We start from the raw sequence: 26727 nt of genomic DNA, 5'->3' as shown, positions 1-26727 counted from the left end.
GACCCCTACTCCTCGGCGACGGCCACGATAATGTGGCTGGTGCGCTTCAGGATGCGATTGGCCCGGCCTTTCGCCCGGGGCTGAATACGCTTGTACATCGGTCCCTCGTCCACCTGGATGCGGGCGATGCGAAGCTCGTCGATATCGGCGCCATTATTGTGCTCGGCATTAGCAATGGCGGAATCCACCACCTTGCGCACGATGCCGGCCGCCTTGCGAGGGCTGAACTCCAGCACCTCCAGCGCCCGCGACACCGGCAGACCACGGATCTGGTCCGCCACCAGCCGCACCTTCTGCGGCGAGATGATCGCGTATCGAAGCCTGGCCGCGGTCTCCATGCCTTACCTCTTCGCCTTCTTGTCGGCCTGGTGACCCTTGAAAGTCCGCGTGGGCGCGAACTCGCCAAGCTTGTGACCGACCATGTTCTCGTTGACGAGCACCGGCACATGCTGGCGCCCGTTGTGGACCGCGATAGTGAGTCCCACCATCTCCGGCACCACCATGGAGCGCCGCGACCAGGTCTTGATCGGGCGCTTGCTGTTGGCCTCGGACGCCTCCTGAACCTTCTTCAGGAGATGCGTTTCGATAAACGGGCCTTTTCGAATCGAGCGTGGCACGGTTCATCCACCCCTTTTCGTTAGCGTTTGCGACGGCGCACGATCAGCTTGTCCGTGCGCTTGTTGCTGCGGGTCTTGTGACCCTTCGTCGGGATGCCCCAGGGCGTGACCGGATGCCGGCCGCCCGAGGTACGGCCTTCACCGCCACCATGGGGATGGTCCACCGGATTCATGACCACGCCGCGAACGGTCGGCCGACGGCCGGCCCAACGACTGGCCCCTGCCTTGCCCAGCGAGCGCAGCGAGTGCTCCGAGTTGCTCACCTCGCCCACCGTCGCACGGCAGTCGCTGAGCACCTTGCGCATCTCGCCAGAGCGGAGCCGCAGCGTGGCGTAGGCGCCCTCACGGGCCACCAGCTGGACGCTCGCGCCGGCGGAGCGGGCCATCTGCGCGCCCTTGCCCGGGCGCAGCTCGATGCAGTGCACCTGCGTACCCAGCGGAATGTTGCGCAACGGCAGGCTGTTGCCCGGCTTGATCGGCGAGCCGATTCCGGAGCGTACTTCCTGATCCGCCTTCAGCCCCTTGGGCGCGATGATGTAGCGGCGCTCGCCATCGCGGTACAGCAGCAGGGCGATATGCGCGCTGCGATTCGGATCATACTCCAGCCGCTCAACCCGGGCGGGCACGCCGTCCTTGTTGCGGCGGAAGTCGATCTCGCGATAACGCCGCTTGTGACCCCCACCGATATGCCGCGTGGTGATGCGGCCGTGGTTGTTGCGTCCGCCGCTCTTGTTGAGCTTGCGGACCAGCGGCGCATACGGCTCGCCCCGATGGAGGCCGTCCTTCACCGGCTGGGCGACGAAGCGCCGGCCGGGGGAAGTCGGTTTTGCTTTACGCAATGCCATGATCGTTCAGTCCCGTTCGCCTGTTCGGTTACTCGACGCCGCCGATGAAGTCGAGCTCATTGCCGGCTTCGAGCGCCACGTAGGCCTTCTTCCAGTCCGGCCGGCGACCGCGGATGCGGCCGAAGTTCTTGCGCTTGCCATTGACATTGGCAACGCGCACATCGCGGACCTGCACCTCAAAGAGCTGCTCGACGGCCGCCTTGATCTCGCGCTTGGTGGCATCCACCGCCACCTTGAAGACCACCTGATTGGCCTCGTCGGCAATCACCGTGCTCTTCTCGGAGACGTGAGGGCCACGCAGCACCTGGTAGACGCGCTCCTGATTCATGCCAGCCACTCCTCGATGCGGCGCAGGGCATCGACGGTGACCACGACATGCTCATGGGTGAGCAGCGTGACCGGGTCGAGCCCTTCGGTATCCCGGACATCCACCCGCGGCAAATTACGCACCGCGAGGTAGAGGTTTTCGCTCACTTCGGTGCCAATGATGAGCGCATCCTCGCTCCCCACCAGCGCCTTGACCGCGGCGAGGGCATCCCTGGTGCGCGGGCTCTCGACATCAAAGCCCTGGACCACGTGCAGACGCTCCTGGCGCAGCAGCTCCGAGAGAATGGAGCGCAGCGCACCGCGATACATCTTGCGGTTGACCTTCACCGAATGATCGCGCGGCTTGGCCGCAAAGGCCCGGCCGCCACTGCGCCATAGCGGACTGCGGATCGTACCGGCGCGCGCGCGGCCCGTGCCTTTCTGACGCCACGGCTTGACGCCGCCGCCAGCCACCTCAGACCGCGTCTTCTGCGCCTTGGTACCGGCCCGCGCGCCCGCCATGTAGGACACCACCACCTGGTGGACCAGCGGCTCGCGGAAATCGGCACCCAGCACGGTCTCGGAGACCTCCAGCGTGCTGCCGTCGCCCTGCAGTTTGAGTTCCATCAGTTACCTCCTGCCGCGGCGAGCTGCTTGACCGCCGGACGGACGATGACATCACCGTCCCGGCTGCCCGGCACTGCACCACGAATCAGCAGCAGATTGCGCTCGGCATCGACCCGCACGATCTCAAGGTTCTGCGTGGTCGTGCGCGCGTTGCCCAGCTGACCCGACATCTTCTTGCCCGGCAGCACACGGCCCGGGTCCTGCGCCTGGCCGATGGAACCCGGCGCCCGGTGCGCGGTGGAGTTGCCGTGCGTGTTGTCCTGGGTGCGGAAGTTATGACGCTTGACCGTACCCGCGAAGCCCTTGCCCTTGGAGGTACCGGTCACATCCACGATCGCGCCGGCCTCGAACTGCTCAACCGTCAGCTCACCGCCCGGCTCGACCTCTGCCTCAACTCCGTCACGGAGCCGGAACTCCCAGAGCCCGCGACCCATTTCGACGCCAGCCTGGGCCACATGACCGGCCGCCGCGCGGTTCACCCGCGAGGGCCGACGCGTACCGGCGGTGACCTGCACGGCCCGATAGCCGTCCGACACTTCCGCCTTGATCTGGGTGACGCGGTTGGGCGTGGCCTCCACGACCGTCACCGGCACGGAGGCACCATCCTCCATGAAAATCCGCGTCATGCCGCGTTTGCGGCCGACGATTCCGATTGCCATCGTCGCTGTCCTCTTCTATCGACCGACACGCACCTGGCGAGCGCACGGGGCAAAGTCACCCCTGCGCCGCAACAGGCGCCAGCCACCCGAATTGTCTCGTTCAAATGGCACCGGCCAGTGGCCGGTTTGTTGAGGCCCGCCCCGGCTGGCTGGTCGACGACCAGGGCCAGGGTAGTTCCCCGAAACTCAAGAGAGCTTGATCTGAACGTCCACACCCGCAGCAAGGTCGAGCTTCATCAGCGCATCAACCGTTTTGTCCGTGGGGTCGACGATATCCATCAACCGCTTGTGAGTCCGAATCTCGTACTGATCGCGCGCGTCCTTATTGACGTGCGGCGAGATGAGCAAGGTATACCTTTCTTTCTTCGTAGGCAAGGGGACCGGGCCCCGAACCTGGGCCCCGGTACGCTTTGCCGTCTCGACGATCTCGCGCGCCGACTGATCAATCAGCCGATGGTCGAACGCCTTCAGACGAATTCGGATTTTCTGATTCGCTGCTGCCATGCCCGATTACTCGAGGATCTTGGAGACGACGCCGGCGCCGACCGTGCGGCCACCTTCGCGGACCGCGAAGCGCAGGCCCTCTTCCATGGCGATCGGCGCGATCAGCGAGACCGTCATCTGCACGTTATCACCCGGCATCACCATCTCCGTGCCCGAGGGCAGGTCACAGGCACCGGTGACATCAGTCGTGCGGAAGTAGAACTGCGGCCGGTAGCCATCGAAGAACGGCGTATGACGACCACCCTCGTCCTTGCCGAGGACATAGACCTCGCACTCGAACTTGGTGTGCGGCGTGATCGAGCCGGGCTTGCACAGCACCTGGCCACGCTCCACGTCGTCACGCTTGGTGCCACGCAGCAGCGCACCGATGTTGTCCCCGGCGCGGCCCTCGTCGAGCAGCTTGCGGAACATCTCGACACCCGTGACCACGGTCTTGGTGGTCTCCTTGATGCCCACGATCTCCACTTCCTCGCCGGTCTTGACGATGCCGCGCTCGACACGGCCCGTCACCACGGTGCCGCGGCCCGAGATCGAGAACACATCCTCGATCGGCATCAGGAAGGCACCGTCCACCGCGCGCTCCGGCTCGGGGATGTACTCATCCATCGACTCGACCAGCTGCACGATCGCCTGCGAGCCCATCTCACCCGTATCCCCCTCGAGCGCCTTCAGCGCCGAGCCGGTGGTGATCGGAATGTCATCACCCGGGAAGTCGTAGCTCGAGAGCAGCTCGCGGACCTCCATCTCGACGAGCTCGAGCAGCTCGGCATCGTCGACCATGTCCGCCTTGTTCAGGAACACCACCATCGCCGGCACGCCCACCTGGCGGGCCAGCAGGATGTGCTCACGGGTCTGCGGCATCGGGCCGTCCGCGGCCGAGACCACCAGGATGGCACCGTCCATCTGCGCGGCACCGGTGATCATGTTCTTCACATAGTCCGCGTGGCCGGGGCAGTCGACGTGCGCATAGTGGCGCTTGTCCGTCTCGTACTCCACGTGCGCCGTGGCGATCGTGATGCCGCGCTCGCGCTCCTCAGGGGCGTTGTCGATCTGGTCGAACGCCTGCGCCACACCACCGTACTCCGACGCCAGCACCTTCGTCATCGCCGCCGTCAACGTCGTCTTACCATGGTCAACATGACCAATCGTGCCAACGTTTACATGCGGCTTGCTGCGCTCAAACTTCTCCTTGGACACGGCTCACCTCGTTACCCGTCAAATACAAAAAATCCTGATCCGACCGAACCCTCGGTTCAGCCGGCCTTCTTGATCACTTCCTCGGCGATGCTGTTGGGCGCCTCGGCATAGCCGTCAAACTCCATGGAGTAGGCTGCCCGACCCTGCGTGGCCGAACGGAGGTCGGTAGCATACCCGAACATCTCCTTCAATGGCACTTCCGCGCGGATGATCTTGCCCGCGGGGCCGTCTTCCATGCCCTGGACCGTGCCACGACGACGGTTGACGTCGCCCATCACATCGCCCATGAAATCCTCGGGCGTGGTCACCTCGACCTTCATCATGGGCTCGAGCAACACTGGATCGCCCTGCATGAAGCCGTCCTTGAAGGCCATGGAGCCGGCGATCTTGAACGCCATCTCCGAGGAGTCGACATCATGATAGGAGCCGTCGAACAGCTCGACCTCGAGATCGACCACCGGGAAGCCGGCAAGCACGCCGTTTTCCATCTGCTCCTGGATGCCCTTGTCCACCGAGGGGATGTACTCCTTGGGCACCACACCGCCAACGATCTTGTTGTTGAACGCGTAGCCCTCGCCGCGCTCACGCGGCCGCATGCGGATCCAGACGTGACCGTACTGACCGCGACCACCGGACTGGCGGACGAACTTGCCTTCCACCTCGACCGGCTTGCGGATGGCCTCGCGGTAGGCGACCTGCGGCTCGCCGACGTTGGCCTCGACCTTGAACTCGCGCTTGAGGCGGTCGACGATGATCTCCAGGTGAAGCTCACCCATGCCGGAGATGATGGTCTGGCCCGACTCCTCGTCGGTGCGCACCTGGAAGGAGGGATCCTCCTGGGCGAGCTTGCCCAGCGCGATACCCATCTTCTCCTGGTCGCTCTTCGTCTTGGGCTCGACCGCCACGGAGATCACCGGGTCCGGGAACTCCATGCGCTCGAGCATGACGCGGTTGGCGTTGTCGCAGAGCGTATCGCCCGTGGTGACTTCCTTGAGACCGATGGCCGCGGCGATGTCGCCCGCGCGGACCTCGTCGATCTCCTTGCGCTCCTTGGAGTGCATCTGAACGATACGCCCCAGGCGCTCCTTTTTGCCCTTGACCGGATTGAACACCGTATCGCCGGACTTGACCACGCCGGAGTAGACGCGGAAGAAGGTCAGCGTGCCCACATAGGGATCGGTGGCGATCTTGAAGGCGAGGGCCGCGAACGGCGCATCGTCGTCGGGATCGCGGGTGACGACGGTGCCGTCATCCACCTCACCCTCGATGGCCGGCACTTCCACCGGCGAGGGCATGTACTCGACCACAGCGTCAAGCATCGCCTGAACGCCCTTGTTCTTGAACGCCGAGCCGCAGAGCACCGGAACCACCTCGTTGGCGATGGTCTGCACGCGGAGGCCGTGGTTGATTTCCTCGACGGTGAGCTCCTCGCCACCGATGTACTTGTCCATCAGCTCTTCGCTGGCCTCGGCCGCAGCCTCAATCAGCGCCTCGCGGTAGCTGGCGGCCTGATCAGCGAGCTCACCCGGGATCTCGACCTCATCGTAGGTCGCACCCCGATCGGCCTCATTCCAGTAGATGGCCTTCTGGCGGATCAGATCGACCACGCCGGCGAAGTTGTCCTCGGCACCGATGGGCAGCTGGACCGGCACGGCGTTGCAGCCCAGACGCTCCTTGACCATATCAACGCAGCGGAAGAAGTCCGCGCCCATCTTGTCCATCTTGTTGACGAATACCATGCGTGGGACACCGTAGCGGTTGGCCTGGCGCCACACAGTCTCGGTCTGGGGCTCGACACCGGCGTTGGCGTCGAGGACGCAGACCGCGCCGTCGAGCACACGCAGGGAGCGCTCCACCTCGATGGTGAAGTCGACGTGCCCGGGCGTGTCGATGATGTTGATGCGGGTCTCGGGGTACTGCTGGTCCATGCCACGCCAGAACGTGGTGGTGGCAGCGGAGGTGATCGTGATGCCACGCTCCTGCTCCTGCTCCATCCAGTCCATGACGGCCGCACCTTCGTGCACCTCGCCCATCTTGTGGGAGATGCCCGTGTAGAAGAGGATGCGCTCCGTGACCGTGGTCTTGCCGGCATCAATGTGCGCCATGATGCCGATATTGCGGTAGCGCTCGATCGGTGTCTTGCGTGCCAAAACGTGTACCCCTGAACCTGTTTACCAGCGGAAGTGCGAGAAGGCCTTGTTGGCCTCCGCCATGCGGTGCGTGTCCTCGCGCTTCTTCACTGCGCTGCCGCGACCCTCGGCCGCTTCCAGCAGCTCATTGCCGAGCCGGTGCCCCATGGTGGCCTCACTGCGCTTGCGCGCCGCCTCGATCACCCAGCGCATGCCCAGCGTGTTGCGACGCTGCGGCCGCACCTCGACGGGGACCTGATAGGTGGCCCCACCGACGCGGCGGGACTTGACCTCGACCACCGGCCGGACGTTCTCCAGGGCGGTCTCGAGGACCTCCATGGGATCGCCCGGGTTCTTCTCGGCAATGCGGTCAAGCGCCCCGTAGACGATCTTCTCCGCCACGGCGCGCTTGCCATCCCGCATGATCATGTTCACGAAGCGGGTGAGCATCTCGCTATCGTATTTCGGATCGGCGAGGACCTTGCGCTTGGGGACTTCTCTTCTTCTCGGCATGATGTTCTACCCGCTTATCCCTTGGGCCGCTTGGCGCCGTACTTGGAACGGCCCTGACGGCGCTTGCTGACCCCGGCGGTATCCAGGGAACCGCGCACGACGTGGTAACGCACACCCGGCAGGTCCTTGACTCGACCGCCGCGGATGAGCACCACGGAGTGTTCCTGCAGGTTGTGCCCCTCACCGCCGATGTAGCTGGACACCTCGTAGCCGTTGGTCAGCCGGACGCGCGCGACCTTACGCAGCGCGGAGTTCGGCTTCTTCGGCGTGGTGGTGTACACGCGGGTGCAGACGCCGCGCCGCTGTGGGCAGGCCTCCAGCGCCGGCACGTTGCTCTTCTCGTGCGGCCGCTTGCGGGGCTTGCGCACCAGCTGATTGATCGTGGCCATAGAGTTTGACTCCAGTCCTTCAACGAACATCAGGCCGGATACACCGGCCTGACGAAAGCCGTTAAGTTTAGAATCGGGCCCTCGGGGTGTCAACCGAAAGCCCCATTCCGCCTAGTTTTCCGAGAGGTCCGCCGCATCCGGCGCCGCCGCCGGGCTGCTGAGACCGAACTGCGGGGCCATCGGGATCATCGGTGCCGGCGCTTCGCGGCGCTGACGCTGACGGTCCTGATGGTAGGCATAGCCCGTTCCCGCGGGGATCAGACGACCCACGATGACGTTTTCCTTGAGACCGCGCAGATCGTCGCGGGCACCGCGCGTGGCGGCGTCCGTGAGCACCCGGGTGGTCTCCTGGAACGATGCCGCGGAGATGAACGAGTCGGTCGCCAGCGAGGCCTTGGTGATGCCAAGCAGCTGGGGTTCCCAGCGTGCCGGCGTCTTACCCTGCTCGATGAGCTGCTCGTTCTCTTCCTCGACCCGCGCCCAGTCGGCCTGCTCGCCGCGCAGGTAGCGGGTGTCGCCGGCATCACGGATCTCGACCTTACGCAGCATCTGGCGGCTGATCACCTCGATGTGCTTGTCGTTGATCTTCACGCCCTGCAGGCGGTAGACGTCCTGGATCTCCTTGACCATGTAGGCCGCCAGCTCGGTGACGCCCAGCAGGCGCAGGATGTCATGCGGGTTGGGCTCGCCATCGCAGATGACCTCGCCCTTCTCGACATGCTCGCCCTCGAACACCGTGACGTTACGCCACTTGGGAATGAGCTCCTCGTAGTGCTCGCCGTCCGGCGTGGTGATGACCAGGCGCTGTTTGCCCTTGGTGTCCTTGCCGAAGCTGACCGTGCCCGACGTCTCGGCAAGGATCGCCGGCTCCTTGGGCTTGCGGGCCTCGAACAGATCCGCCACCCGGGGCAGACCACCGGTGATGTCACGGGTCTTGGAGGACTCCTGGGGGATGCGGGCGATGACGTCGCCGACATCCACCTCGGCATTGTCCTCGACACTGACGATGGCACCGGCCGGCAGCGAGTAGTGCGCCGGGATGTCGGTCCCCGCCAGGTTGAGATCGTTGCCCTCCTCGTCCACCAGCTTGACCACCGGCCGCAGATCCTTGTAGGCGACCTTCTCGCCGGTGCTGCGGCGGGTATGCTCGCCGCTGCCGCGGGTCTTGGGATCGGTCACCACCAGACTGCTCAGGCCGGTGACCTCGTCATTCTCGCGGTTCACCGTGACACCCTCGACGAAGTCATAGAACTTCAGCCGGCCCTTCACCTCGGTGACGATCGGATGGGTGTGCGGATCCCAGTTGGCGACGATCTGGCCGGCCTCGACCGCCTCGTCGTCGGCCACGGCGATGGTGGCGCCGTAGGGCACCTTGTAGCGCTCGCGCTCACGCCCGGCCTCGTCCATGACGGTGATCTCGCCGGAGCGGGAGACCGCGACCAGGTTGCCGGAATGATGGGCCACGGTCTTGAGGTTATGCAGCCGCACGGTCCCCGCCGACTTGACCTGGACGTTGCTCACCGCCGCCGCGCGGGAGGCCGCCCCACCGATGTGGAAGGTGCGCATGGTGAGCTGCGTGCCGGGCTCGCCGATGGACTGGGCGGCGATGACGCCGACCGATTCGCCCACGTTGACGCGATGGCCACGGGCCAGGTCGCGGCCGTAACAGGCCGAGCACACGCCGTGACGGGTCTCGCAGGTGATCGGCGAGCGCACCCAGATTTCGTCGACGCCCTCGCTCTCGATCTGCTCGACCAGGCGCTCGTCGAGGAGCGTGCCCTGATCGACCAGCACCTCGCCGGTGCCGGGCTGGACCACGTCCTGGGCCACCACCCGGCCGAGCACGCGCTCACCCAGGGCCTCGACCACGTCGCCGCCCTCGATGAGCGGGGTCATGCGCAGGCCGCGATGGGTGCCACAGTCGTCGGAGGTGACCACCAGATCCTGCGAGACATCCACCAGGCGGCGGGTGAGATAGCCGGAGTTGGCCGTCTTCAGCGCCGTGTCGGCCAGACCCTTCCGGGCGCCGTGGGTGGAGATGAAGTACTGCAGGACGTTCAGCCCCTCGCGGAAGTTGGCGGTGATGGGCGTCTCGATGATCGAACCGTCGGGCTTGGCCATGAGGCCGCGCATGCCGGCGAGCTGACGGATCTGCGCCGCCGAGCCACGGGCCCCGGAGTCGGCCATCATGAAGATCGAGTTGGTGGACTTCTGCACCACCTCGTTGCCCTCGTGGTCGGTGACCGTCTCCTTGCCGAGCTTGTCCATCATGGCGGTGGCCACTTCATCGTTGGTCCGCGACCAGATGTCCACCACCTTGTTGTAGCGCTCGCCGTTGGTCACCAGGCCCGAGGCGTACTGATCCTCGATGTCCTTCACCTCGGCCTCGGCCTCGGTGAGGATGCGCTCCTTCTCCTCGGGCACGACCATGTCTTCCATGCCGATGGACACCGCCGCCCGCGTGGACATGCGGAAGCCCAGGTACATGATCTGGTCGGCGAAGATCACCGTGGCCTTCAGGCCCAGGCGCCGGTAGCACTGGTCGATGACCTCGGAGATGGCCTTCTTGGTCATGTCGCGGTCGACCAGCTCAAAGGGCAGGCCCTCGGGGACGATGCCATAGAGCAGCGCCCGGCCCACGGTGGTGTCGAAGCGCCGGGTGGCCTCGCTGCGATGGCCCTCGTCGTCGACCACCACCTCATGGATGCGCACGGTGGCGCGGGCCTGCAGGCCGACCTTGCCGCTCTCGTAGGCGCGGTGCACCTCGTTGAGATCAGAGAAGCTCATGCCCTCGCCGGGCTGGTTCTCCAGCGCCAGCGACATGTAGTAGAGACCCAGCACCACGTCCTGGGAGGCGCCGATGATCGGCTCACCCGAGGCCGGCGAGAGGACGTTGTTGGTGGCCATCATGAGGGCGCGGGCCTCGAGCTGCGCCTCCAGCGACAGCGGCACATGCACCGCCATCTGGTCGCCGTCGAAGTCGGCGTTGAATGCCGGGCAGACCAGCGGATGCAGCTGGATGGCCTTGCCCTCGATGAGGACCGGCTCGAAGGCCTGGATGCCCAGGCGATGCAGCGTCGGCGCGCGGTTCAGCATCACCGGGTGCTCGCGGATGACCTCCTCGAGGATGTCCCAGACTTCGGCGGTCTCGCGCTCGACCATCTTCTTGGCCGCCTTGATGGTGGTGGCGAGGCCCAGGCGCTGCAGGCGCGAGAAGATGAACGGCTTGAACAGCTCCAGCGCCATGCGCTTGGGCAGGCCGCACTGGTGCAGGCGCAGCGTGGGACCGACCACGATGACCGAACGGCCCGAGTAGTCGACGCGCTTGCCGAGCAGGTTCTGCCGGAAGCGGCCCTGCTTGCCCTTGATCATGTCCGCCAGCGACTTCAGCGGGCGCTTGTTGGTGCCGGTGATGGCCCGGCCGCGACGGCCGTTGTCGAGCAGCGCGTCCACCGACTCCTGCAGCATGCGCTTTTCGTTGCGCACGATGATGTCCGGCGCGGACAGATCCAGCAGCCTGCGCAGGCGGTTGTTGCGGTTGATCACCCGGCGGTAGAGATCGTTGAGATCGGAGGTGGCGAAACGCCCGCCATCCAGCGGCACCAGCGGCCGCAGGTCCGGCGGCAGCACCGGCAGGACGGTCATGATCATCCACTCGGGGCGGTTGCCCGACTCGAGGAACGACTCCACCAGCTTCAGGCGCTTGGACAGGCGCTTGATCTTGGTCTCGGAGTTGGTCGCGTCCATCTGCTCACGGAGCGTGTCCGTCTCCTCGCGCAGGTCGAGGTTCTTGAGCAGGTGGAACACCGCCTCCGCGCCCATGCGGGCGTCGAACTCGTCGCCGTACTGCTCCATGGCGTCCAGGTACTGGTCGTCACTGAGCAGCTGGCCCTTCTTGAGCGGCGTCATGTTGGGCTCGATGACCACGAACGCCTCGAAGTAGAGGATGCGCTCGATGTCGCGCAGGGTCATGTCAAGCAGCAGGCCGATGCGCGAGGGCAGCGACTTCAGGAACCAGATGTGCGCCGCTGGGCTCGCCAGCTCGATGTGGCCCATGCGCTCGCGGCGCACCTTGGCCAGGGTCACCTCGACGCCGCATTTCTCGCAGACCACGCCGCGGTGCTTGAGGCGCTTGTACTTGCCGCACAGGCACTCGTAGTCCTTCACCGGGCCGAAGATCTTGGCGCAGAACAGCCCGTCGCGCTCCGGCTTGAAGGTCCGGTAATTGATGGTCTCCGGCTTTTTCACCTCACCAAACGACCACGACCGGATCTTCTCCGGCGACGCCAGTCCGATGCGGATGCCGTCGAAATCGTCGAGCTGGGCGCCCGGCTGCTTGAACAGATTCAGTAGGTCTTTCATATCGGCTACCCGTTCAGTCCTGCTCGAGCTCGATATCGATACCGAGAGAGCGAATCTCCTTGACCAGCACGTTGAAGGATTCGGGCATGCCCGCCTCCATCTGGTGCTCGCCATCGACGATGTTCTTGTACATCTTGGTGCGGCCGGCGACGTCGTCGGACTTCACCGTGAGCATCTCCTGGAGCGTGTAGGCAGCGCCGTACGCCTCCAGTGCCCAGACCTCCATCTCGCCGAAGCGCTGGCCGCCGAACTGCGCCTTGCCGCCCAGCGGCTGCTGGGTGACCAGGCTGTACGGCCCGGTGGAGCGGGCATGCACCTTGTCGTCGACCAGGTGGTTGAGCTTGAGGATGTGCATGTAGCCCACGGTCACCGGCCGGTCGAAGGCCTCGCCGGTGCGACCGTCCCAGAGCTGAGCCTGGCCCGACTCGGGCAGCCCGGCGAGCCGCAGCATGGTCTTGATCTCGCCCTCGTTGGCGCCATCGAACACCGGGGTGGCCATGGGGACGCCGGCGCGCAGGTTCTCGCAGAGCTCGATGATCTCGTCATCAGTGAGGCTGTCGAGGTCCTCCTGCTTGCCGCTGGAGTTGTAGATCTGGCCGAGGTACTCGCGCAGATCGGAGACCGCCTTCTGGGCGTCGAGCATCTCGGCGATGCGCCGGCCCAGGCCCTTGGCGGCCCAGCCCAGATGCACCTCGAGCACCTGGCCGATGTTCATGCGCGAGGGCACACCGAGCGGTGAGAGCACCACGTCGATGGGCTCGCCGTCGGCGGAGAACGGCATGTCCTCCACCGGCACCACGCGGGAGATGACGCCCTTGTTGCCGTGGCGGCCGGCGAGCTTGTCACCGGCCTGGATGCGACGCTTCACGGCGAGGTAGACCTTGACCATCTTGAGCACGCCGGGGGCGAGATCGTCGCCGGCGCTGATCTTGGCCTTCTTCTCCTCGAAGCGCTCGTCGAAGGCCTCACGCTGAGCCTTGAGCTGGGCCTGCACGGCCTCGAGCTGCGCCATGGCGCCCTCGTCGCGCAGGCGGATCTCGAACCAGCGCTGGCGGTCAACGCCCTGCAGGTACTCGGCGGTGATCTCGGTGCCGGCCTTCAGCTTGTCGGGGCCGCCATCCGCGACCTTGCCGATCAGCGCCTGCTCGAGGCGGGCGAAGGCATCGTCCTCGAAGATGCGGTACTGGTCATCCAGGTCCTTGCGCACGTCGGCCAGGGCGTCGGCCTCGATGGACAGCGCCCGGGCGTCCTTCTCGACGCCGTCGCGGGTGAACACCTGAACGTCCACCACCGTGCCGTCCATGCCCGAGGGCACACGCTGCGAGGTGTCCTTCACGTCGGAGGCCTTCTCGCCGAAGATCGCCCGCAGGAGCTTTTCCTCCGGCGTGAGCTGGGTCTCGCCCTTGGGCGTGACCTTGCCGACGAGGATGTCGCCGGCCTTGACCTCGGCGCCGACGTAGACGATGCCCGACTCGTCGAGCTTGGCCAGCGCGCTCTCGCCGACGTTGGGGATGTCGGCGGTGATCTCCTCGGGGCCCAGCTTGGTGTCGCGGGCCACGGCGGTGAGCTCCTCAATGTGGATCGTCGTGTAGCGATCCTCCTCGACCACCTTCTCGGAGATGAGGATGGAGTCCTCGAAGTTGTAGCCGTTCCAGGGCATGAAGGCGACGCGCATGTTCTGGCCCAGCGCCAGCTCGCCCATGTCGGTGGACGGGCCGTCGGCCAGCACATCACCCCGCGCCACCCGGTCGCCCGGTCGCACCAGCGGTTTCTGGTTCTGGCAGGTGTTCTGGTTGGAGCGCGTGTACTTGGTGAGGTTGTAGATATCCACACCCGGCTCGCCCGACTGGGTCTCGTCGTCGTTGACGCGGACCACCACACGGGCGGCGTCCACCTGGTCGACCACGCCGCCGCGGTCGGCCACCACGGTGACACCCGAGTCCACCGCCACGGCCCGCTCCATGCCGGTGCCCACCACGGGCTTTTCGGCGCGCAGCGTTGGAACGGCCTGGCGCTGCATGTTCGAGCCCATGAGCGCGCGGTTCGCGTCGTCATGCTCGAGGAACGGCACCATGGAGGCGGCCACCGAGACGATCTGCTTCGGCGAGACGTCCATGTACTGGACCTTGTCCGGGGAGGACATGCCGAACTCGTTCTGGTGGCGGATGGAGATCAGCGAGTCCACCAGACGGCCGTTCTCATCGATACGGGCGTTGGCCTGGGCGATGATGTAGCGGCTCTCCTCGATGGCCGAGAGATACTCCACATGATCGGTGACCCGGCCGTCCTCGACCCGGCGGTACGGCGTCTCGAGGAAGCCGTAGCTGTTCAACCGCGCATAGCAGGCCAGCGAGCTGATCAGGCCGATGTTCGGGCCTTCCGGCGTCTCGATGGGGCAGACCCGGCCGTAATGGGTGGGATGGACGTCGCGCACCTCAAAGCCGGCCCGCTCACGGGTCAGACCGCCCGGGCCCAGCGCCGAGACGCGGCGCTTGTGGGTGACCTCGGAGAGCGGGTTGTTCTGATCCATGAACTGCGAGAGCTGCGAGGAGCCGAAGAACTCCTTCATCGACGCCGCCACCGGCTTGGCGTTGATGAGCTCCTGGGGCATCAGCCCCTCGCTCTCGGCCAGGCTCAGGCGCTCGCGGACGGCCCGCTCGACGCGGACCAGTCCGACACGGAAATTGTTCTCGGCCATCTCGCCGACGCAGCGCACCCGGCGGTTGCCCAGGTGGTCGATGTCGTCGACCGTGCCCTTGCCGTTGCGGATGTTGATGAGCTCGTGCAGCACGGCGAGGATGTCATCGTTGTCGAGCACGCCACTGCCCTCGACCTCGTCGCGGCCGACGCGCAGGTTGAACTTCATCCGGCCCACGGCGGAGAGATCGTAGCGATCCTCGCTGAAGAAGAGGTTCGCGAACAGGTTCTCCGCGGCGTCCTTGGTCGGCGGCTCGCCGGGACGCATCATCCGGTAGATCTCCACCAGCGCCTCGAGCTGCGTGGTGGTGGTGTCGATAGCCAGGGTGTTGGAGATGTACGGCCCCTGGTCAAGATCGTTGATGAAGAGCACGCGGAAGGTCTTCACGCTATTGTCGCGCAGCGTCTGGACCAGCTCCTCGGTGAGCTCGGTGTTGGCCGAGGCCAGCACCTCGCCGGTGGACTTGTCGATGACGTCCTCGGCCAGGATGCGGCCCACCAGATAGTCGTCCGGCACCTGCAGCTTCTTCAGCGCGGCCTTGTCCATCTGGCGGATATGGCGGGCGGTGATGCGCCGGCCGGACTCGACGATGACATTGCCCTCGCCGTCCTTGATGTCGAAGGTGGCCGTCTCGCCACGCAGGCGCTCGGGCACCAGCTCGAGGTCGGCGCCCTTCTTGCGCAGATGATAGGTGTTCTTCTCGAAGAACAGATCCAGGATCTGCTGGTTGTCATAGCCCAGCGCGCGAAGCAGCACCGTCGCCGGCAGCTTGCGGCGGCGGTCGATGCGCACATAGATCGCGTCCTTGGGGTCGAACTCGAAGTCGAGCCAGGAGCCGCGATAGGGGATCACCCGCGCGGAGAACAGCAGCTTCCCGGAGCTGTGGGTCTTGCCCTTGTCGTGGTCGAAGAAAACGCCCGGCGAGCGGTGCAGCTGCTGGACGATGACCCGCTCGGTGCCGTTGACCACGAACGTGCCGTTACGCGTCATGAGCGGCATTTCGCCCATGTAGACTTCCTGCTCGCGGATGTCCTTGACCGTGCGGGTGTCCTTGTCGTTGATGACCAGGCGCACCAGCACGCGCAGCGGCGCGGCATAGGTCAGGCCGCGGAGCTGGCATTCCTTGACATCGAAGGCGGGCTCGCCGATGCGGTAGCGGACGTACTCCAGACGGGCATTGCCGGAGTAGCTCTCGATCGGGAACACCGAATCGAAGGCCGCATGCAGGCCCTTGCCGTCGCGGCCGTCCGGGTCCTGGTCCAGCTGCAGGAAATCCCGATAGGATTCGATCTGCGAGGCCAGCAGATAGGGGACATCCAGGATGTTCGGCTGCTTGCCGAAGTCATTGCGGATGCGCTTTTTTTCAGTAAACGTATAGGCCATCGAGGTTCCTCAACCAGGTTGGGTTCCGCCGTGTGCAAGGCTTCGGAGACTTGCCGGATGCAAGACCCCGCAGACTTGGACACGTCGGCCGCGCCGGGATTCCGCCCGGACGGTTTGCCTGCAAACACCAAGGGGCCGGTGGCCGAATCGGCCACCAGCCCCGTCAACGCCGACCCGCGGCGTTGCTGCCACCGAGCCCTTACTTGAGCTCGACAGTGGCACCGGCCTCTTCGAGCTGACCCTTCAGCTCGTCGGCCTCTTCCTTCGAGGCGCCTTCCTTCACCGGGGCGGGCACGCCCTCCACCAGCTCCTTGGCCTCCTTGAGGCCCAGGCCGGTGGCGGCACGCACGGCCTTGATGACGGCGACCTTGTTGTCGCCGAAGCCCGAGAGGACCACGTCGAACTCGGTCTGCTCCTCGGCGGCCTCGGCCTCGCCACCACCGGCGGCCGGGGCCGCGGCTACGGCGGCTGCCGCGGTGACGCCGAACTTCTCTTCCATGGCCTCGATGAGGTCAACGACCTCCATGACGCTCATGTTGGAAATGGTCTCGAGAATGTCTTCCTTTGAAACGGCCATCGTCTTGTCTCCTGGCTGATTCGATAGTTGAGTGTGCAAACGGCAGCGACAGGGGTCGCATCAGCCCGACTGCTTGGCGTCCTTGACCGCGGCAACGGTACGCACGAGCTTGCCGGGGACCTCGTTGAGGGTCGTGGCAAACTTCTGTACCGGCGCCTTCATGGTCGCCATGAGGCGACTGATCGCCTCGTCGTAGGTCGGTAGCGTGGCGAGCCGGTCGATTTCCGAGCCGGGGAACTTCTCCCCGCCCACGGCCAGCATCGTCACGACCAGCTGATCGTGTTCCTTCGAGAAACTCTTCAGAACACGGGCGGCCGAGCCGGGATCTTCCTGCGAGAATGCGAGCAGCAGCGGACCCTGAAGTTCATCGGTCATGCACTCGAACTCGGTGCCTTCCACCGCGCGCTTGGCCAGAGTGTTCTTGACCACACGCACGTAGACACCGGCCTCACGGGCCTGAACCCGCAGGGTATCCATCTCGCCGGCAGACAGGCCCCGATATTCCGCGGCCAGCGCGGAATGAGCCTGACCGGCCACCTCAGCGACTTCCTGCACCATCCGCTTTTTCTGTTCCAGACTTACGCCCATTCAAATGCCTCCTGGAACGGCGGTTGGTAATGGCTTCCGGGCCTTCGGCCCTTCCACCCCGTAACGGTGATCCCGTGCAGGAAACCCATCCTGTCCGGCACACCGTCTACCGTTGGCGGCCCGGGGGCCTTTATGCGGCGAACCGCACCGAACGGTCTTCGACGGCCGTCTATGACGACAGCCAGCGGTCATCCGCGGATGACCGCGCATCAAGCCCGGCGACCTCAGGTCATCGGGCTCAGATCCACCGGCACCCCCGGCCCCATGGTCGTCGAGACCGTGGCGCGCTTGAGGTAGACCCCCTTGGAGGAAGCCGGCTTGACCTTCTGCAGGTCGCTGATCAGCGCCCGCAGGTTCTCAGCCAGGGCCTGCGGATCGAAGTCCGCCTTGCCCAGGCTGCAGTGAATCAGTCCGCCCTTGTCGGCGCGGTAGCGCACCTGGCCGGCCTTGGCGTTCTGCACCGCCTCGGCGACATCGGCGGTCACCGTGCCCACCCGAGGGTTGGGCATGAGCCCGCGCGGGCCGAGCAGGCGGCCAAGCTTGCCGACCACGCCCATGGCGTCGGGGCTGGCGATGACCACGTCGTAGTCGATCTCGCCGCCCTGCATGCGCTCGGCCAGGTCGTCCATGCCGACGGTGTCGGCGCCGGCGGCCTCAGCGGCCTCGGCGTTGGCGCCCTGGGCGAACACCGCCACGCGCACGGTCTTGCCAGTGCCGTTGGGCAGCACGGTGGAGCCGCGGACCATCTGGTCACCCTTGCGTGGGTCGATGCCGAGGTTGACGGCCACGTCCACCGACTCGGTGAACTTCGCCGTGGCCAGCTCCTTCAACAGGGCAAAGGCCTCTTCGGCGGGGTAGAGCCGATCATGGTCGATCTTCTCTTCGAATACCTTCTGGCGTTTGGTCAACTTGCCCATGGCTTCACACCCCCTCCACGTCGAGGCCCATGCTGCGGGCCGAGCCGGCAATGGTGCGCACGGCGGCGTCCATGTCGGCGGCATTGAGATCGGGCCACTTGGTCTGGGCGATCTCCTCGAGCTGCTCACGGTTCACGGTGCCGACCTTGCTGGTGTTCGGCGTCCCGCTGCCGGACTTGATGCCGGCGGCCTTCTTGAGCAGCACCGCGGCGGGCGGCGTCTTGGTGACGAACGTGAAGCTGCGGTCGGAGTAGACCGTAATGACCACCGGGATCGGCAGGCCGTTCTCCATCTCCTGCGTGGCGGCATTGAACGCCTTGCAGAATTCCATGATGTTGAGGCCGTGCTGACCCAGCGCCGGGCCCACCGGGGGGCTCGGGTTGGCGGCCCCGGCCGGGACCTGCAGCTTGATGTAGGCTTCGACTTTTCTTGCCATTGGCTGGACTCCTGGTGTGGGTGGTAGCGCCAGGGACTTTCACCCTGGCTCCCCTGGGCGGGCGGACCGCCGTTGCTAGGCCTTCTCGACCTGACTGAAGTCGAGCTCCACCGGGGTGGAGCGGCCGAAGATGAGCACGGCCACGCGCAGCCGGCTCTTCTCGTAATTCACTTCCTCGACGACGCCGTTGAAATCGTTGAACGGGCCGTCGGTGACGCGCACCACCTCGCCCACTTCGAACAGCACCTTGGGCCGCGGCTTCTCGACGCCCTCGCGCACCCGGTTGAGGATCTGGTCGGCCTCGGCATCGGAGATCGGCGCCGGGCGGCCGCGGGACGGGCCGATGAAGCCCATGACCCGGGGCACGTCCTTGACCAGGTGCCAGGTGTCGTCGGTCATGTCCATCTGCACGAGGACATAGCCGGGGAAGAACTTGCGCTCACTGCGGCGCTGCTGGCCTTCCTTCATCTCCACCACTTCTTCGGTGGGCACGAGGATCTCGCCGAACGCATCTTCCATGTCGGCGCGCTTGATGCGCTCCTCCAGGGCTTTTTTCACCTGGTTCTCAAAACCGGAGTACGCGTGTACGACGTACCAGCGCTTTGCCATGAGTGATCAGCCTCCAGGGCGTACCAGGGCACCGACGCCCCACATGAAAAACATATCCATCAGCCAGAGCAGCAGAGCGACGATGAAGACCATCACCAGCACGATGAGCGTGGTCTGGATGGACTCCTGCCGCGTGGGCCATACGACGCGGCGCAGCTCCTGGCGCGCCTCGCGGGCGAAGGCCCAGAAGTTGCGGCCCGGCTGGCTGGTCATGGCGATGGCGATGGCAAGGGCGGCAACGGCCACCATGCCGATGACGCGGATCAGGTCGGACTGCCCCTCGAGCAGATAGAAACCCACCACGCCCGCCAGGAATACACCGGCTGCCAGCGTAAGCTTGGCCTTGTCGATCCCGGTGGTGGTGGCGGTCTGATCGTTTGCGCTCATGGAACCCGTGACGCTGTTGGTGGCCGGATAAAGTGGCAGGCCAGGAGGGACTCGAACCCCCAACCTACGGTTTTGGAGACCGTTGCTCTGCCAATTGAGCTACTGGCCTAATGTCGCCCCTGACCGGCCGTCAAACGGCGAACTCGGCAGTCTACGCCAGCACGCGGGGTAATGGAACCCCACGCGCCCGTGCAGCTGCCGAAACCGGATTACTCGAGGATCTTGGAGACGACGCCGGCGCCGACCGTGCGGCCACCTTCGCGGACCGCGAAGCGCAGGCCCTCTTCCATGGCGATCGGCGCGATCAGCGAGACCGTCATCTGCACGTTATCACCCGGCATCACCATCTCCGTGCCCGAGGGCAGGTCACAGGCACCGGTGACATCAGTCGTGCGGAAGTAGAACTGCGGCCGGTAGCCATCGAAGAACGGCGTATGACGACCACCCTCGTCCTTGCCGAGGACATAGACCTCGCACTCGAACTTGGTGTGCGGCGTGATCGAGCCGGGCTTGCACAGCACCTGGCCACGCTCCACGTCGTCACGCTTGGTGCCACGCAGCAGCGCACCGATGTTGTCCCCGGCGCGGCCCTCGTCGAGCAGCTTGCGGAACATCTCGACACCCGTGACCACGGTCTTGGTGGTCTCCTTGATGCCCACGATCTCCACTTCCTCGCCGGTCTTGACGATGCCGCGCTCGACACGGCCCGTCACCACGGTGCCGCGGCCCGAGATCGAGAACACATCCTCGATCGGCATCAGGAAGGCACCGTCCACCGCGCGCTCCGGCTCGGGGATGTACTCATCCATCGACTCGACCAGCTGCACGATCGCCTGCGAGCCCATCTCACCCGTATCCCCCTCGAGCGCCTTCAGCGCCGAGCCGGTGGTGATCGGAATGTCATCACCCGGGAAGTCGTAGCTCGAGAGCAGCTCGCGGACCTCCATCTCGACGAGCTCGAGCAGCTCGGCATCGTCGACCATGTCCGCCTTGTTCAGGAACACCACCATCGCCGGCACGCCCACCTGGCGGGCCAGCAGGATGTGCTCACGGGTCTGCGGCATCGGGCCGTCCGCGGCCGAGACCACCAGGATGGCACCGTCCATCTGCGCGGCACCGGTGATCATATTCTTCACATAGTCGGCGTGGCCGGGGCAGTCGACGTGCGCGTAGTGGCGCTTGTCCGTCTCATACTCCACGTGCGCCGTGGCGATCGTGATGCCGCGCTCGCGCTCCTCAGGGGCGTTGTCGATCTGGTCGAACGCCTGCGCCACACCACCGTACTCGGCCGCCAGCACCTTCGTCATCGCCGCCGTCAACGTCGTCTTACCATGGTCAACATGACCAATCGTGCCAACGTTTACATGCGGCTTGCTGCGCTCAAACTTCTCCTTGGACACGGTGGGTTCCCCCTGCGCTGTGCGTTCATTCTGGAGCCCATGGGCGGATTTGAACCGCCGGCCTCTCCCTTACCAAGGGAGTGCTCTACCCCTGAGCTACATGGGCGTTTCGCTCTGGAGCGGGTGATGGGAATCGAACCCACATCATCAGCTTGGAAGGCTGAGGTTCTACCGTTGAACTACACCCGCATGCCCGCGCCCGCGTGGTGGGCGGGCCAAAAATCTGGTGGAGGGAGGAGGATTCGAACCTCCGAAGGCTAAGCCAGCAGATTTACAGTCTGCCCCCGTTGACCGCTTGGGTATCCCTCCGGAATCAAGCCGCGTAGCGTGCGCAAAGTGTCGATGGATGTCAAGGGCTCAGGGGGACCGCAGGATTCTATTCGATCAGGCCGTGAAGTTAAGGAAGTTGCCGTCTCCAAGGTCGGTGACATCCGCAAGTCCAAGCAGCGTCACCAGATTGACGACCTCCAGATCACCCGCATCCGGCCGTGTTCCCGACTCGACCCTTTCTCGGGCAATCGCCAGGCCAAGGTACGAATCAACGCCATCGTCATAGCCAATGAAAAAGCCATCATTGGGCCCGACCGTGCCATTAACGGTCATTGCATTCGCCCCCCCGGCCTCGAGTGCAGATTCCACCGCATCAGTGTCAGCGAGGTTATTATCCAGCAGGAGAAAATTGGGATTACTCACGCCCATGATGCCGCCGGCCGCACTGAAAGGCGCACTGACGGTCGTCGTCTTGATGGCCTCGGTGGTGCCGACGTTCAGGTTGGCGCCAACCTTGATGAGATTGACGAAATCGTACTGATATATATCGGTATGCGACCAATTGCCGACCTTATCATTCTCCGTTGTGTCGAAATCCGTGATCACATCCGCGTCGATAACGCTGTTGACCACCTGATTCAACTGGATGAAATCGTCGGCGCCACCGCCGCCGGTCAGGCGATCCTCACCCCCGCCACCGGCAAGCCGATTGCTGCCAGCGCCACCGACAATGTGATCAGCAAAGTCACCGCCTGTCACGTTGCCATCGTTATTGACTGAAAATGCGGTCGCGGTGTCTCCGAGCTGGACGTTGGCTTGCCCCAGCGTCACGGTGCCACCAGTCTCGTTCTCGATTTCAAAGTCGGCGTCGTTGGCGAATACGATGGGATCGCCATCAGCGACGCTCGTACTGGCGGGATTATTGCTCAGATCGAGGTCCTCGTTCACATCATCAGACAGCGTCCCAGTCAGCAAAAACCGATCACCGGCATCGAAACCCTCCAACCGGTCCGCATTGCCATCGACACTATCTCCCGCATCGAAGACATACAGGTCGCTGCCGGTATCGCCATCCAGGGTATCGGCTCCGGCTCCGCCCATCATGGTGTCATCCCCGGCACCGCCCAATAACGAATCGGTGCCCGCACCGCCACGTATGTCATCCTTACCAGCCGAACCGGTCAGGTTGAACTGGTTCCCAGCATCTGATTCCCGCGACACGTCGATCCGATTCAGACCATCAGCGTCGGTATCTCCGGAGAGATCCACAGCGTTAAGCCCAGCTTCCCAAGCGTCGTCATTTAAGACGATCGATATCGCCGAATCCGAAGAAACGGCCCGCATTTCCTGCACACCGCGAATGAGCCCCGTCGTATCCTCCTTGCTGAATGCCCAAGAATCCAGCGCGGTCACCTCGAAGGGGTCGCCATTCGCCGACACGCGCAACGAATCCCAGCCCATGCCCCCGTTGATGACGCCGTTAATGCGGTTTGAACCATTGAAGAGATCCGAGTCGTCATTGAAAACGAACGTATCGTCACCGTCCCCACCTTTTAGTATGTCGACACCGCCACCCCCTGAAATCACGTCATCCTGAGTGGTGCCGGTGATTTCATCGGCATTAGCTCCACCGGTAATCTCAAAACCGCGCGCGGTCACAGCGCCGAGATCCACGACGTTCGTGTGCTCGGTGTCAGTGTCCTGCGAGAGGTCCACCGCGGCGATGGCAGAAGAGAGATCATTATTGTCGAGGGTGATGGAGTAAGCACCCGTCGCATCGATCGGCGTATCACCCAGATCGATCGTCTGGACGAGTGACATGCGGTTGCCGAGGTCGCCGGCGGCCAGGGTGAATCCGGCGGCATCCGCAATGCTGACCCGATTCCCGCCAGCGCCGCCGTCGATCTGATCGACGACCGCGTTGGCAGTGACGAAATCGGTAAACCGGGTGTACAGGAACTGGTCATCGCCGGCCCGGCCCGTCAGCGTATCAGCGGCATCACCGCCGGCAATAATGTCGTCACCTGCGGATCCGGTGAGCGCCGAAGCGGCGGTATTATCGGCCGCGCTTATGGTGTAGCCGTCATCCGGAGCGGTATTCACCGTCGCGTTTGATAGATCGATATCCACATCATCGGCCGCCGTGAGGCTGGCCGTCCCGCCATCGTTTTCGGTGGCCGCTGTCGCGGTGAAGTCGGCCGTCACCGTGGCATTGGCGGTTGCGCCAGGGGAAACCACCAAGACATCGCTGCCCTCGAGGTCACTGATGGTGTCCGTCCCGCTGTCGACATTGAACCGGTCGACTCCGGCGCCACCGTTCAACGTGTCGTCGCCGGCATTGCCGTCGAGGCTATCGTCTCCGTCGCCCCCATCAATCCGGTTATTGAAGATATTTCCTGTGAGGGTGTCGTCGTGATCGCTGCCGATGAGATTCACGATCGAGTTCAGCTGATCACCAAGCGCATCAGCGCCCGCGTTGTTGGCGTTATCCGTCAGGTCGACCGTCACCCCACCGGGACTGGTGGCATAGGACGCCGTATCCGCACCCGCACCGCCATCGATCACGTCGGCGCCGGCGCCGCCCGTCAGGGTGTCGTCACCGAAACCGCCATCCAGCGTATCGTCGCCTCTTCCGCCGACAATGACATCGTCACCGGCATTCCCCCGGAGGTCATCATCCCCGTTACGGCCGTCCAGTTCATCGTCACCGGCACCGCCGATGATCTCATCACCGCCAGAGCTCCCCGTGATCGTGTCATCGCCCCCGGGGTTATCCCCGCCTCGAATAGTCACGCCGGTATTCACTGCCGATACATCAATCGTGGAGGCATCAGTCGACGCGGAGATATTGATCTCTTCCAGGTCTGCGGCATTGGTGATCGTGATATCCGCCGCGGCGGTGTCGTTCTGAACCAGGCGCTCAAAGCTGGTGGCGCGGTTGAAGTTCAGGCCGTTGTCGGAATTGATCGCGTCGTCGACGCGGATCGTATCCGTCCCGGCGCCGCCGTGGAGCAGCGCACGGATGAAAGATGGGTTTAACGTGGGATTAAACAGATCCGCGAACGCCGTGTAGATCACCGTATCGGCACCCGCCCCACCGTTGATGTCCAGGTCCTGGCGAGCGGTGGCGGTGATGGTGTCGCCCTGGGCACTCAAATCGATCCGGGTGAAGTCATTACCCATCTGCGTGACAGTGCTGGGGTTGTTGGCACCCGTGAGATCGAGGATCTCGACATTGGTGATGTTGTTGAGCGTGAAAGTGCCTCCATCCGTCACCTCCAGCGTGTCCGTGCCGCCACCGCCATTGATCGTTGTCCCAGTAAGGAACGTGAACTGGGTCTCGATGGTGTCTTCGCCGGCCGTGGTCACCGCCGTCGCGTTCTGCAGCGTATTCGGGTCGGTGGTGAGATTGGCATTCTGAGCGGTGATGGTAATGACGCCAGCGCCGCCGTTATTGCCGTCGCCATTATCTTCCCGCCGCTGTTCGTAATCCTGACGCGCCCGGGACTTCAGCGACGGCCCATCCAGCTCCGCGGCCAACTCATAGCGAGTGCCCACCGCCCAGTCGCTCGAATGCGTGCTACCCAGCCGCTCGGCAGTCTGTCGGTAGGTGTACTCGATCTGCGCCGCGCCGTAGTTGGCGGAGAGGTGGTTGGCGTTGCGCAGCAGGAAATCCTGGTCGCTGTACATCGTCACCAACGCGGTCTCGGAGGCGGCCAGGGGATTATTTGAGGCAAGAATCGCGTCCCAGTCCCGCTCGTCCAGTCCGGCACCGATATATCCGTAGAGCGTATTCACCGCCCGACCGACCAGATCCGCGGTGAATACCGTGTGACCCGAGGCGCGCAGCAACTCGGCGATGGATGGCTTACTCATGAGAACCTCCTGAAAATTAGTCTTAAAATTATTCCCCTTATAGTTCGAGAAGGCTCTCAGTCGCTCTCAAGCGCAGGCCTTAAACAACAGCCCGCCGATTTGCCTCCGCATGGGCCATCCCTGATCATTAGTCGAACCGAGACCGCCAAAGGACCGGACGCGAATGCCAACCACCGCCGATAGTCTCCAGGCCGCGGAACGCCGCGCCCTTCGTGAGGACGGGGTGGTCTATGTCCGCACGGGCGACGTCGTCGGTTCCGGCGCCCTTCTCTATGACGGCCGGGCGGTACTTACTGCAGGTCATGTCGTTGATGCTGTTACGCGAGTGGGCGACCTCTCGGTCCAGTTCGATACCGAGAGTGGCAGGACGACACGTCAGATCGACGAGTTCATCATCCATCCGGAGTACGACTGGTGGCTCTACCGGCAAGACCTCGCGCTGCTCTGGCTGGCTGGAGATGCGCCTGCTGATGCCACCCGATACGTCCCCTACCGGGACAGCGATGAACTCGGCCAGACTGTCTCACTCGTCGGCTATGGGGACAGCGGTACGGGCAATGACGGCACGTTGCCGAATACGATCGGGGCACGCCGCCTGGTAGAAAACCGCCTTGATGCGGATGCACAGGCGATCGATGGCCTGATCGGTGGGCCCAACACCAATGAGCTGGAAGCCGACGAGCGTTTCCTCATCGATTTCGATAACGGCTTGATTGCCAACGATGCCCTGGGGCAGCTCATTGACATGCCGGGTCTCGGACTTGGGGATTTCGAAGGCATGGTTGCACCTGGCGACAGCGGTGGACCCGCACTGATCGAAGGCGAGATTGCCGGCGTCGCCAATGCCATCGCCAGCCTCTCTGACGGGGCTGCCGATCCCGATGTCGATGACGTCCTCAACGCAAGCTTTGGCGAGATCGGCGTATTGCAGCGGGTATCAACAGAGCAGCAATGGATCGACCAATCGCTCCGCGCGCGTTACCCGGATGCGCCACAGTCACCGGGTGAGGTTTCGGCAACAGTCGTTGAAGGCGATAGCGGCATCACCTATGCCTACTTCATGCTCCAGTTCACCGGAGAGCGGGAAACGCCGGATCAACTGTTGAGCGTTCGATACCGCACGGAAGACGGAACGGCCAAGGCGGGCGAGGATTACATTGCCACTCAGGGGAAACTGATCCTCTACCCCGGGGAGCGGGAAGGCCTGATTCCGGTGGAAGTCATTGGCGACACCATTACTGAGCCCGATGAAACCTTCTCCCTTACCGTCTATGACCCGATCGGCGGCAGCTTCGGCGAAGGCGTATCCGAGTTGACGGCCACACGCCTCATCACCGACGACGACGGGATGATGGTATAGCGCTCATACAAATTGCTGGGCGGCGACATGCCGTTCTCGGTTAGAATCCGACGCAATTACCGCTATGCATTGAGGCTC

Annotated in this window: 22 protein-coding genes and 4 tRNA genes; 1 reads left to right on the top strand and 25 read right to left on the bottom strand. The window is 64.3% G+C overall.

The window, feature by feature from the left end; all coding sequences use genetic code 11:
- Positions 1-5 precede the first annotated feature (5 nt).
- The 25 genes from rplV to V6X30_RS00120 all read right to left on the bottom strand — a co-directional run bounded on the left by rplV (position 6) and on the right by V6X30_RS00120 (position 25289).
- A complete protein-coding gene (rplV, locus tag V6X30_RS00240) occupies positions 6-338 on the bottom strand; it encodes a 50S ribosomal protein L22 (protein ID WP_367982632.1) in 333 nt (110 codons plus the stop codon).
- A gap of 3 nt (positions 339-341) precedes the next feature.
- Positions 342-617: a 30S ribosomal protein S19 gene (rpsS, locus tag V6X30_RS00235; RefSeq protein ID WP_367978420.1), complete on the bottom strand. Its 276-nt coding sequence runs from the start codon at positions 615-617 to the stop codon at positions 342-344.
- Positions 618-637: 20 nt separating this feature from the next.
- Entirely contained in the window at positions 638-1462 is an 825-nt protein-coding gene (rplB, locus tag V6X30_RS00230; protein ID WP_367982631.1) for a 50S ribosomal protein L2, read from the bottom strand.
- A 28-nt stretch (positions 1463-1490) separates the two neighbouring features.
- Positions 1491-1790: a 50S ribosomal protein L23 gene (rplW, locus tag V6X30_RS00225; protein ID WP_367965867.1), complete on the bottom strand. Its 300-nt coding sequence runs from the start codon at positions 1788-1790 to the stop codon at positions 1491-1493.
- Positions 1787-2395 (bottom strand): 50S ribosomal protein L4, encoded by a 609-nt coding sequence (gene rplD / locus V6X30_RS00220; protein WP_367982630.1) that lies wholly within the window; start codon positions 2393-2395, stop codon positions 1787-1789. The genes rplW and rplD overlap by 4 nt, the downstream gene beginning before the upstream one ends.
- Positions 2395-3054 (bottom strand): 50S ribosomal protein L3, encoded by a 660-nt coding sequence (gene rplC, locus V6X30_RS00215; protein WP_367982629.1) that lies wholly within the window; start codon positions 3052-3054, stop codon positions 2395-2397. The genes rplD and rplC overlap by 1 nt, the downstream gene beginning before the upstream one ends.
- Before the next feature lie 186 nt (positions 3055-3240).
- Positions 3241-3558, bottom strand: a complete 318-nt coding sequence (rpsJ, locus tag V6X30_RS00210; protein ID WP_367965864.1) for a 30S ribosomal protein S10 — start codon at positions 3556-3558, stop codon at positions 3241-3243.
- Between the two features lie 6 nt (positions 3559-3564).
- Positions 3565-4755: an elongation factor Tu gene (gene tuf / locus V6X30_RS00205; RefSeq protein WP_367982628.1), complete on the bottom strand. Its 1191-nt coding sequence runs from the start codon at positions 4753-4755 to the stop codon at positions 3565-3567.
- Positions 4756-4811: 56 nt separating this feature from the next.
- The gene (gene fusA, locus V6X30_RS00200; protein ID WP_367982627.1) at positions 4812-6905 is read right to left on the bottom strand and encodes an elongation factor G; all 2094 of its coding nucleotides are present in this window, start codon (positions 6903-6905) and stop codon (positions 4812-4814) included.
- A 21-nt stretch (positions 6906-6926) separates the two neighbouring features.
- Positions 6927-7397 (bottom strand): 30S ribosomal protein S7, encoded by a 471-nt coding sequence (rpsG, locus tag V6X30_RS00195; RefSeq protein WP_367968108.1) that lies wholly within the window; start codon positions 7395-7397, stop codon positions 6927-6929.
- 14 nt (positions 7398-7411) lie between these two features.
- On the bottom strand, positions 7412-7786 hold the full coding sequence (gene rpsL / locus V6X30_RS00190) for a 30S ribosomal protein S12 (RefSeq protein ID WP_367968109.1): 375 nt from the start codon (positions 7784-7786) through the stop codon (positions 7412-7414).
- 111 nt (positions 7787-7897) lie between these two features.
- Entirely contained in the window at positions 7898-12148 is a 4251-nt protein-coding gene (gene rpoC, locus V6X30_RS00185; RefSeq protein WP_367982626.1) for a DNA-directed RNA polymerase subunit beta', read from the bottom strand.
- A 13-nt stretch (positions 12149-12161) separates the two neighbouring features.
- Positions 12162-16229: a DNA-directed RNA polymerase subunit beta gene (rpoB, locus tag V6X30_RS00180; protein ID WP_367982625.1), complete on the bottom strand. Its 4068-nt coding sequence runs from the start codon at positions 16227-16229 to the stop codon at positions 12162-12164.
- 199 nt (positions 16230-16428) lie between these two features.
- Complete coding sequence (gene rplL / locus V6X30_RS00175; RefSeq protein WP_367978882.1) at positions 16429-16806, bottom strand: 50S ribosomal protein L7/L12; 378 nt, start codon at positions 16804-16806, stop codon at positions 16429-16431.
- A 60-nt stretch (positions 16807-16866) separates the two neighbouring features.
- Positions 16867-17394, bottom strand: a complete 528-nt coding sequence (gene rplJ, locus V6X30_RS00170) for a 50S ribosomal protein L10 (protein ID WP_367982624.1) — start codon at positions 17392-17394, stop codon at positions 16867-16869.
- A gap of 224 nt (positions 17395-17618) precedes the next feature.
- Positions 17619-18311 carry a 50S ribosomal protein L1 gene (gene rplA, locus V6X30_RS00165; RefSeq protein ID WP_367982623.1) on the bottom strand — a complete coding sequence of 231 codons (693 nt, stop codon included), beginning with the start codon at positions 18309-18311 and terminating at the stop codon, positions 17619-17621.
- 4 nt (positions 18312-18315) lie between these two features.
- Positions 18316-18747, bottom strand: a complete 432-nt coding sequence (rplK, locus tag V6X30_RS00160; protein ID WP_367968117.1) for a 50S ribosomal protein L11 — start codon at positions 18745-18747, stop codon at positions 18316-18318.
- Positions 18748-18822: 75 nt separating this feature from the next.
- Positions 18823-19356 (bottom strand): transcription termination/antitermination protein NusG, encoded by a 534-nt coding sequence (gene nusG, locus V6X30_RS00155; RefSeq protein ID WP_367968119.1) that lies wholly within the window; start codon positions 19354-19356, stop codon positions 18823-18825.
- Positions 19357-19362: 6 nt separating this feature from the next.
- The gene (gene secE, locus V6X30_RS00150) at positions 19363-19743 is read right to left on the bottom strand and encodes a preprotein translocase subunit SecE (protein ID WP_367982622.1); all 381 of its coding nucleotides are present in this window, start codon (positions 19741-19743) and stop codon (positions 19363-19365) included.
- A gap of 33 nt (positions 19744-19776) precedes the next feature.
- Positions 19777-19852, bottom strand: a tRNA-Trp gene (locus tag V6X30_RS00145).
- A gap of 100 nt (positions 19853-19952) precedes the next feature.
- Positions 19953-21143, bottom strand: a complete 1191-nt coding sequence (tuf, locus tag V6X30_RS00140) for an elongation factor Tu (RefSeq protein ID WP_367982621.1) — start codon at positions 21141-21143, stop codon at positions 19953-19955.
- Between the two features lie 31 nt (positions 21144-21174).
- Positions 21175-21249 (bottom strand) — tRNA-Thr (locus V6X30_RS00135).
- 9 nt (positions 21250-21258) lie between these two features.
- A tRNA-Gly gene (locus tag V6X30_RS00130) sits at positions 21259-21332 on the bottom strand.
- A gap of 35 nt (positions 21333-21367) precedes the next feature.
- A tRNA-Tyr gene (locus V6X30_RS00125) sits at positions 21368-21452 on the bottom strand.
- A gap of 75 nt (positions 21453-21527) precedes the next feature.
- On the bottom strand, positions 21528-25289 hold the full coding sequence (locus tag V6X30_RS00120; protein ID WP_367982620.1) for a beta strand repeat-containing protein: 3762 nt from the start codon (positions 25287-25289) through the stop codon (positions 21528-21530).
- 163 nt (positions 25290-25452) lie between these two features.
- On the opposite strand from V6X30_RS00120, the gene V6X30_RS00115 reads away from it, so the two are divergent.
- Positions 25453-26649, top strand: coding sequence for a trypsin-like serine protease (locus tag V6X30_RS00115; RefSeq protein WP_367982619.1), 1197 nt, complete (start codon positions 25453-25455; stop codon positions 26647-26649).
- Positions 26650-26727 lie beyond the last annotated feature (78 nt).

The sequence above is a fragment of the Spiribacter sp. 1M189 genome (assembly GCF_040838345.1).
Classification (GTDB): Bacteria; Pseudomonadota; Gammaproteobacteria; order Nitrococcales; family Nitrococcaceae; genus Spiribacter; species Spiribacter insolitus.
Note: the sequence above shows the minus strand (reverse complement) of the source record. Positions and strands in the feature narration are given on the sequence as shown.

Excerpts from the sequence above, each read along its gene's own strand:
- rplB (WP_367982631.1), bottom strand. The coding sequence starts at position 1,462 with ATGGCATTGCGTAAAGCAAAACCGACTTCCCCCGGCCGGCGCTTCGTC.
- rpsG (WP_367968108.1), bottom strand. The coding sequence starts at position 7,397 with ATGCCGAGAAGAAGAGAAGTCCCCAAGCGCAAGGTCCTCGCCGATCCG.
- rplJ (WP_367982624.1), bottom strand. The coding sequence starts at position 17,394 with ATGGGCGTAAGTCTGGAACAGAAAAAGCGGATGGTGCAGGAAGTCGCT.
- secE (WP_367982622.1), bottom strand. The coding sequence starts at position 19,743 with ATGAGCGCAAACGATCAGACCGCCACCACCACCGGGATCGACAAGGCC.
- V6X30_RS00120 (WP_367982620.1), bottom strand. The coding sequence starts at position 25,289 with ATGAGTAAGCCATCCATCGCCGAGTTGCTGCGCGCCTCGGGTCACACG.
- rplW (WP_367965867.1), bottom strand. The coding sequence starts at position 1,790 with ATGAATCAGGAGCGCGTCTACCAGGTGCTGCGTGGCCCTCACGTCTCC.
- rplD (WP_367982630.1), bottom strand. The coding sequence starts at position 2,395 with ATGGAACTCAAACTGCAGGGCGACGGCAGCACGCTGGAGGTCTCCGAG.
- rpoC (WP_367982626.1), bottom strand. The coding sequence starts at position 12,148 with ATGAAAGACCTACTGAATCTGTTCAAGCAGCCGGGCGCCCAGCTCGAC.
- rplC (WP_367982629.1), bottom strand. The coding sequence starts at position 3,054 with ATGGCAATCGGAATCGTCGGCCGCAAACGCGGCATGACGCGGATTTTC.
- rplA (WP_367982623.1), bottom strand. The coding sequence starts at position 18,311 with ATGGGCAAGTTGACCAAACGCCAGAAGGTATTCGAAGAGAAGATCGAC.
- rpsJ (WP_367965864.1), bottom strand. The coding sequence starts at position 3,558 with ATGGCAGCAGCGAATCAGAAAATCCGAATTCGTCTGAAGGCGTTCGAC.
- rplV (WP_367982632.1), bottom strand. The coding sequence starts at position 338 with ATGGAGACCGCGGCCAGGCTTCGATACGCGATCATCTCGCCGCAGAAG.
- rpsL (WP_367968109.1), bottom strand. The coding sequence starts at position 7,786 with ATGGCCACGATCAATCAGCTGGTGCGCAAGCCCCGCAAGCGGCCGCAC.
- rplL (WP_367978882.1), bottom strand. The coding sequence starts at position 16,806 with ATGGCCGTTTCAAAGGAAGACATTCTCGAGACCATTTCCAACATGAGC.
- V6X30_RS00115 (WP_367982619.1), top strand. The coding sequence starts at position 25,453 with ATGCCAACCACCGCCGATAGTCTCCAGGCCGCGGAACGCCGCGCCCTT.
- nusG (WP_367968119.1), bottom strand. The coding sequence starts at position 19,356 with ATGGCAAAGCGCTGGTACGTCGTACACGCGTACTCCGGTTTTGAGAAC.
- rplK (WP_367968117.1), bottom strand. The coding sequence starts at position 18,747 with ATGGCAAGAAAAGTCGAAGCCTACATCAAGCTGCAGGTCCCGGCCGGG.
- rpoB (WP_367982625.1), bottom strand. The coding sequence starts at position 16,229 with ATGGCCTATACGTTTACTGAAAAAAAGCGCATCCGCAATGACTTCGGC.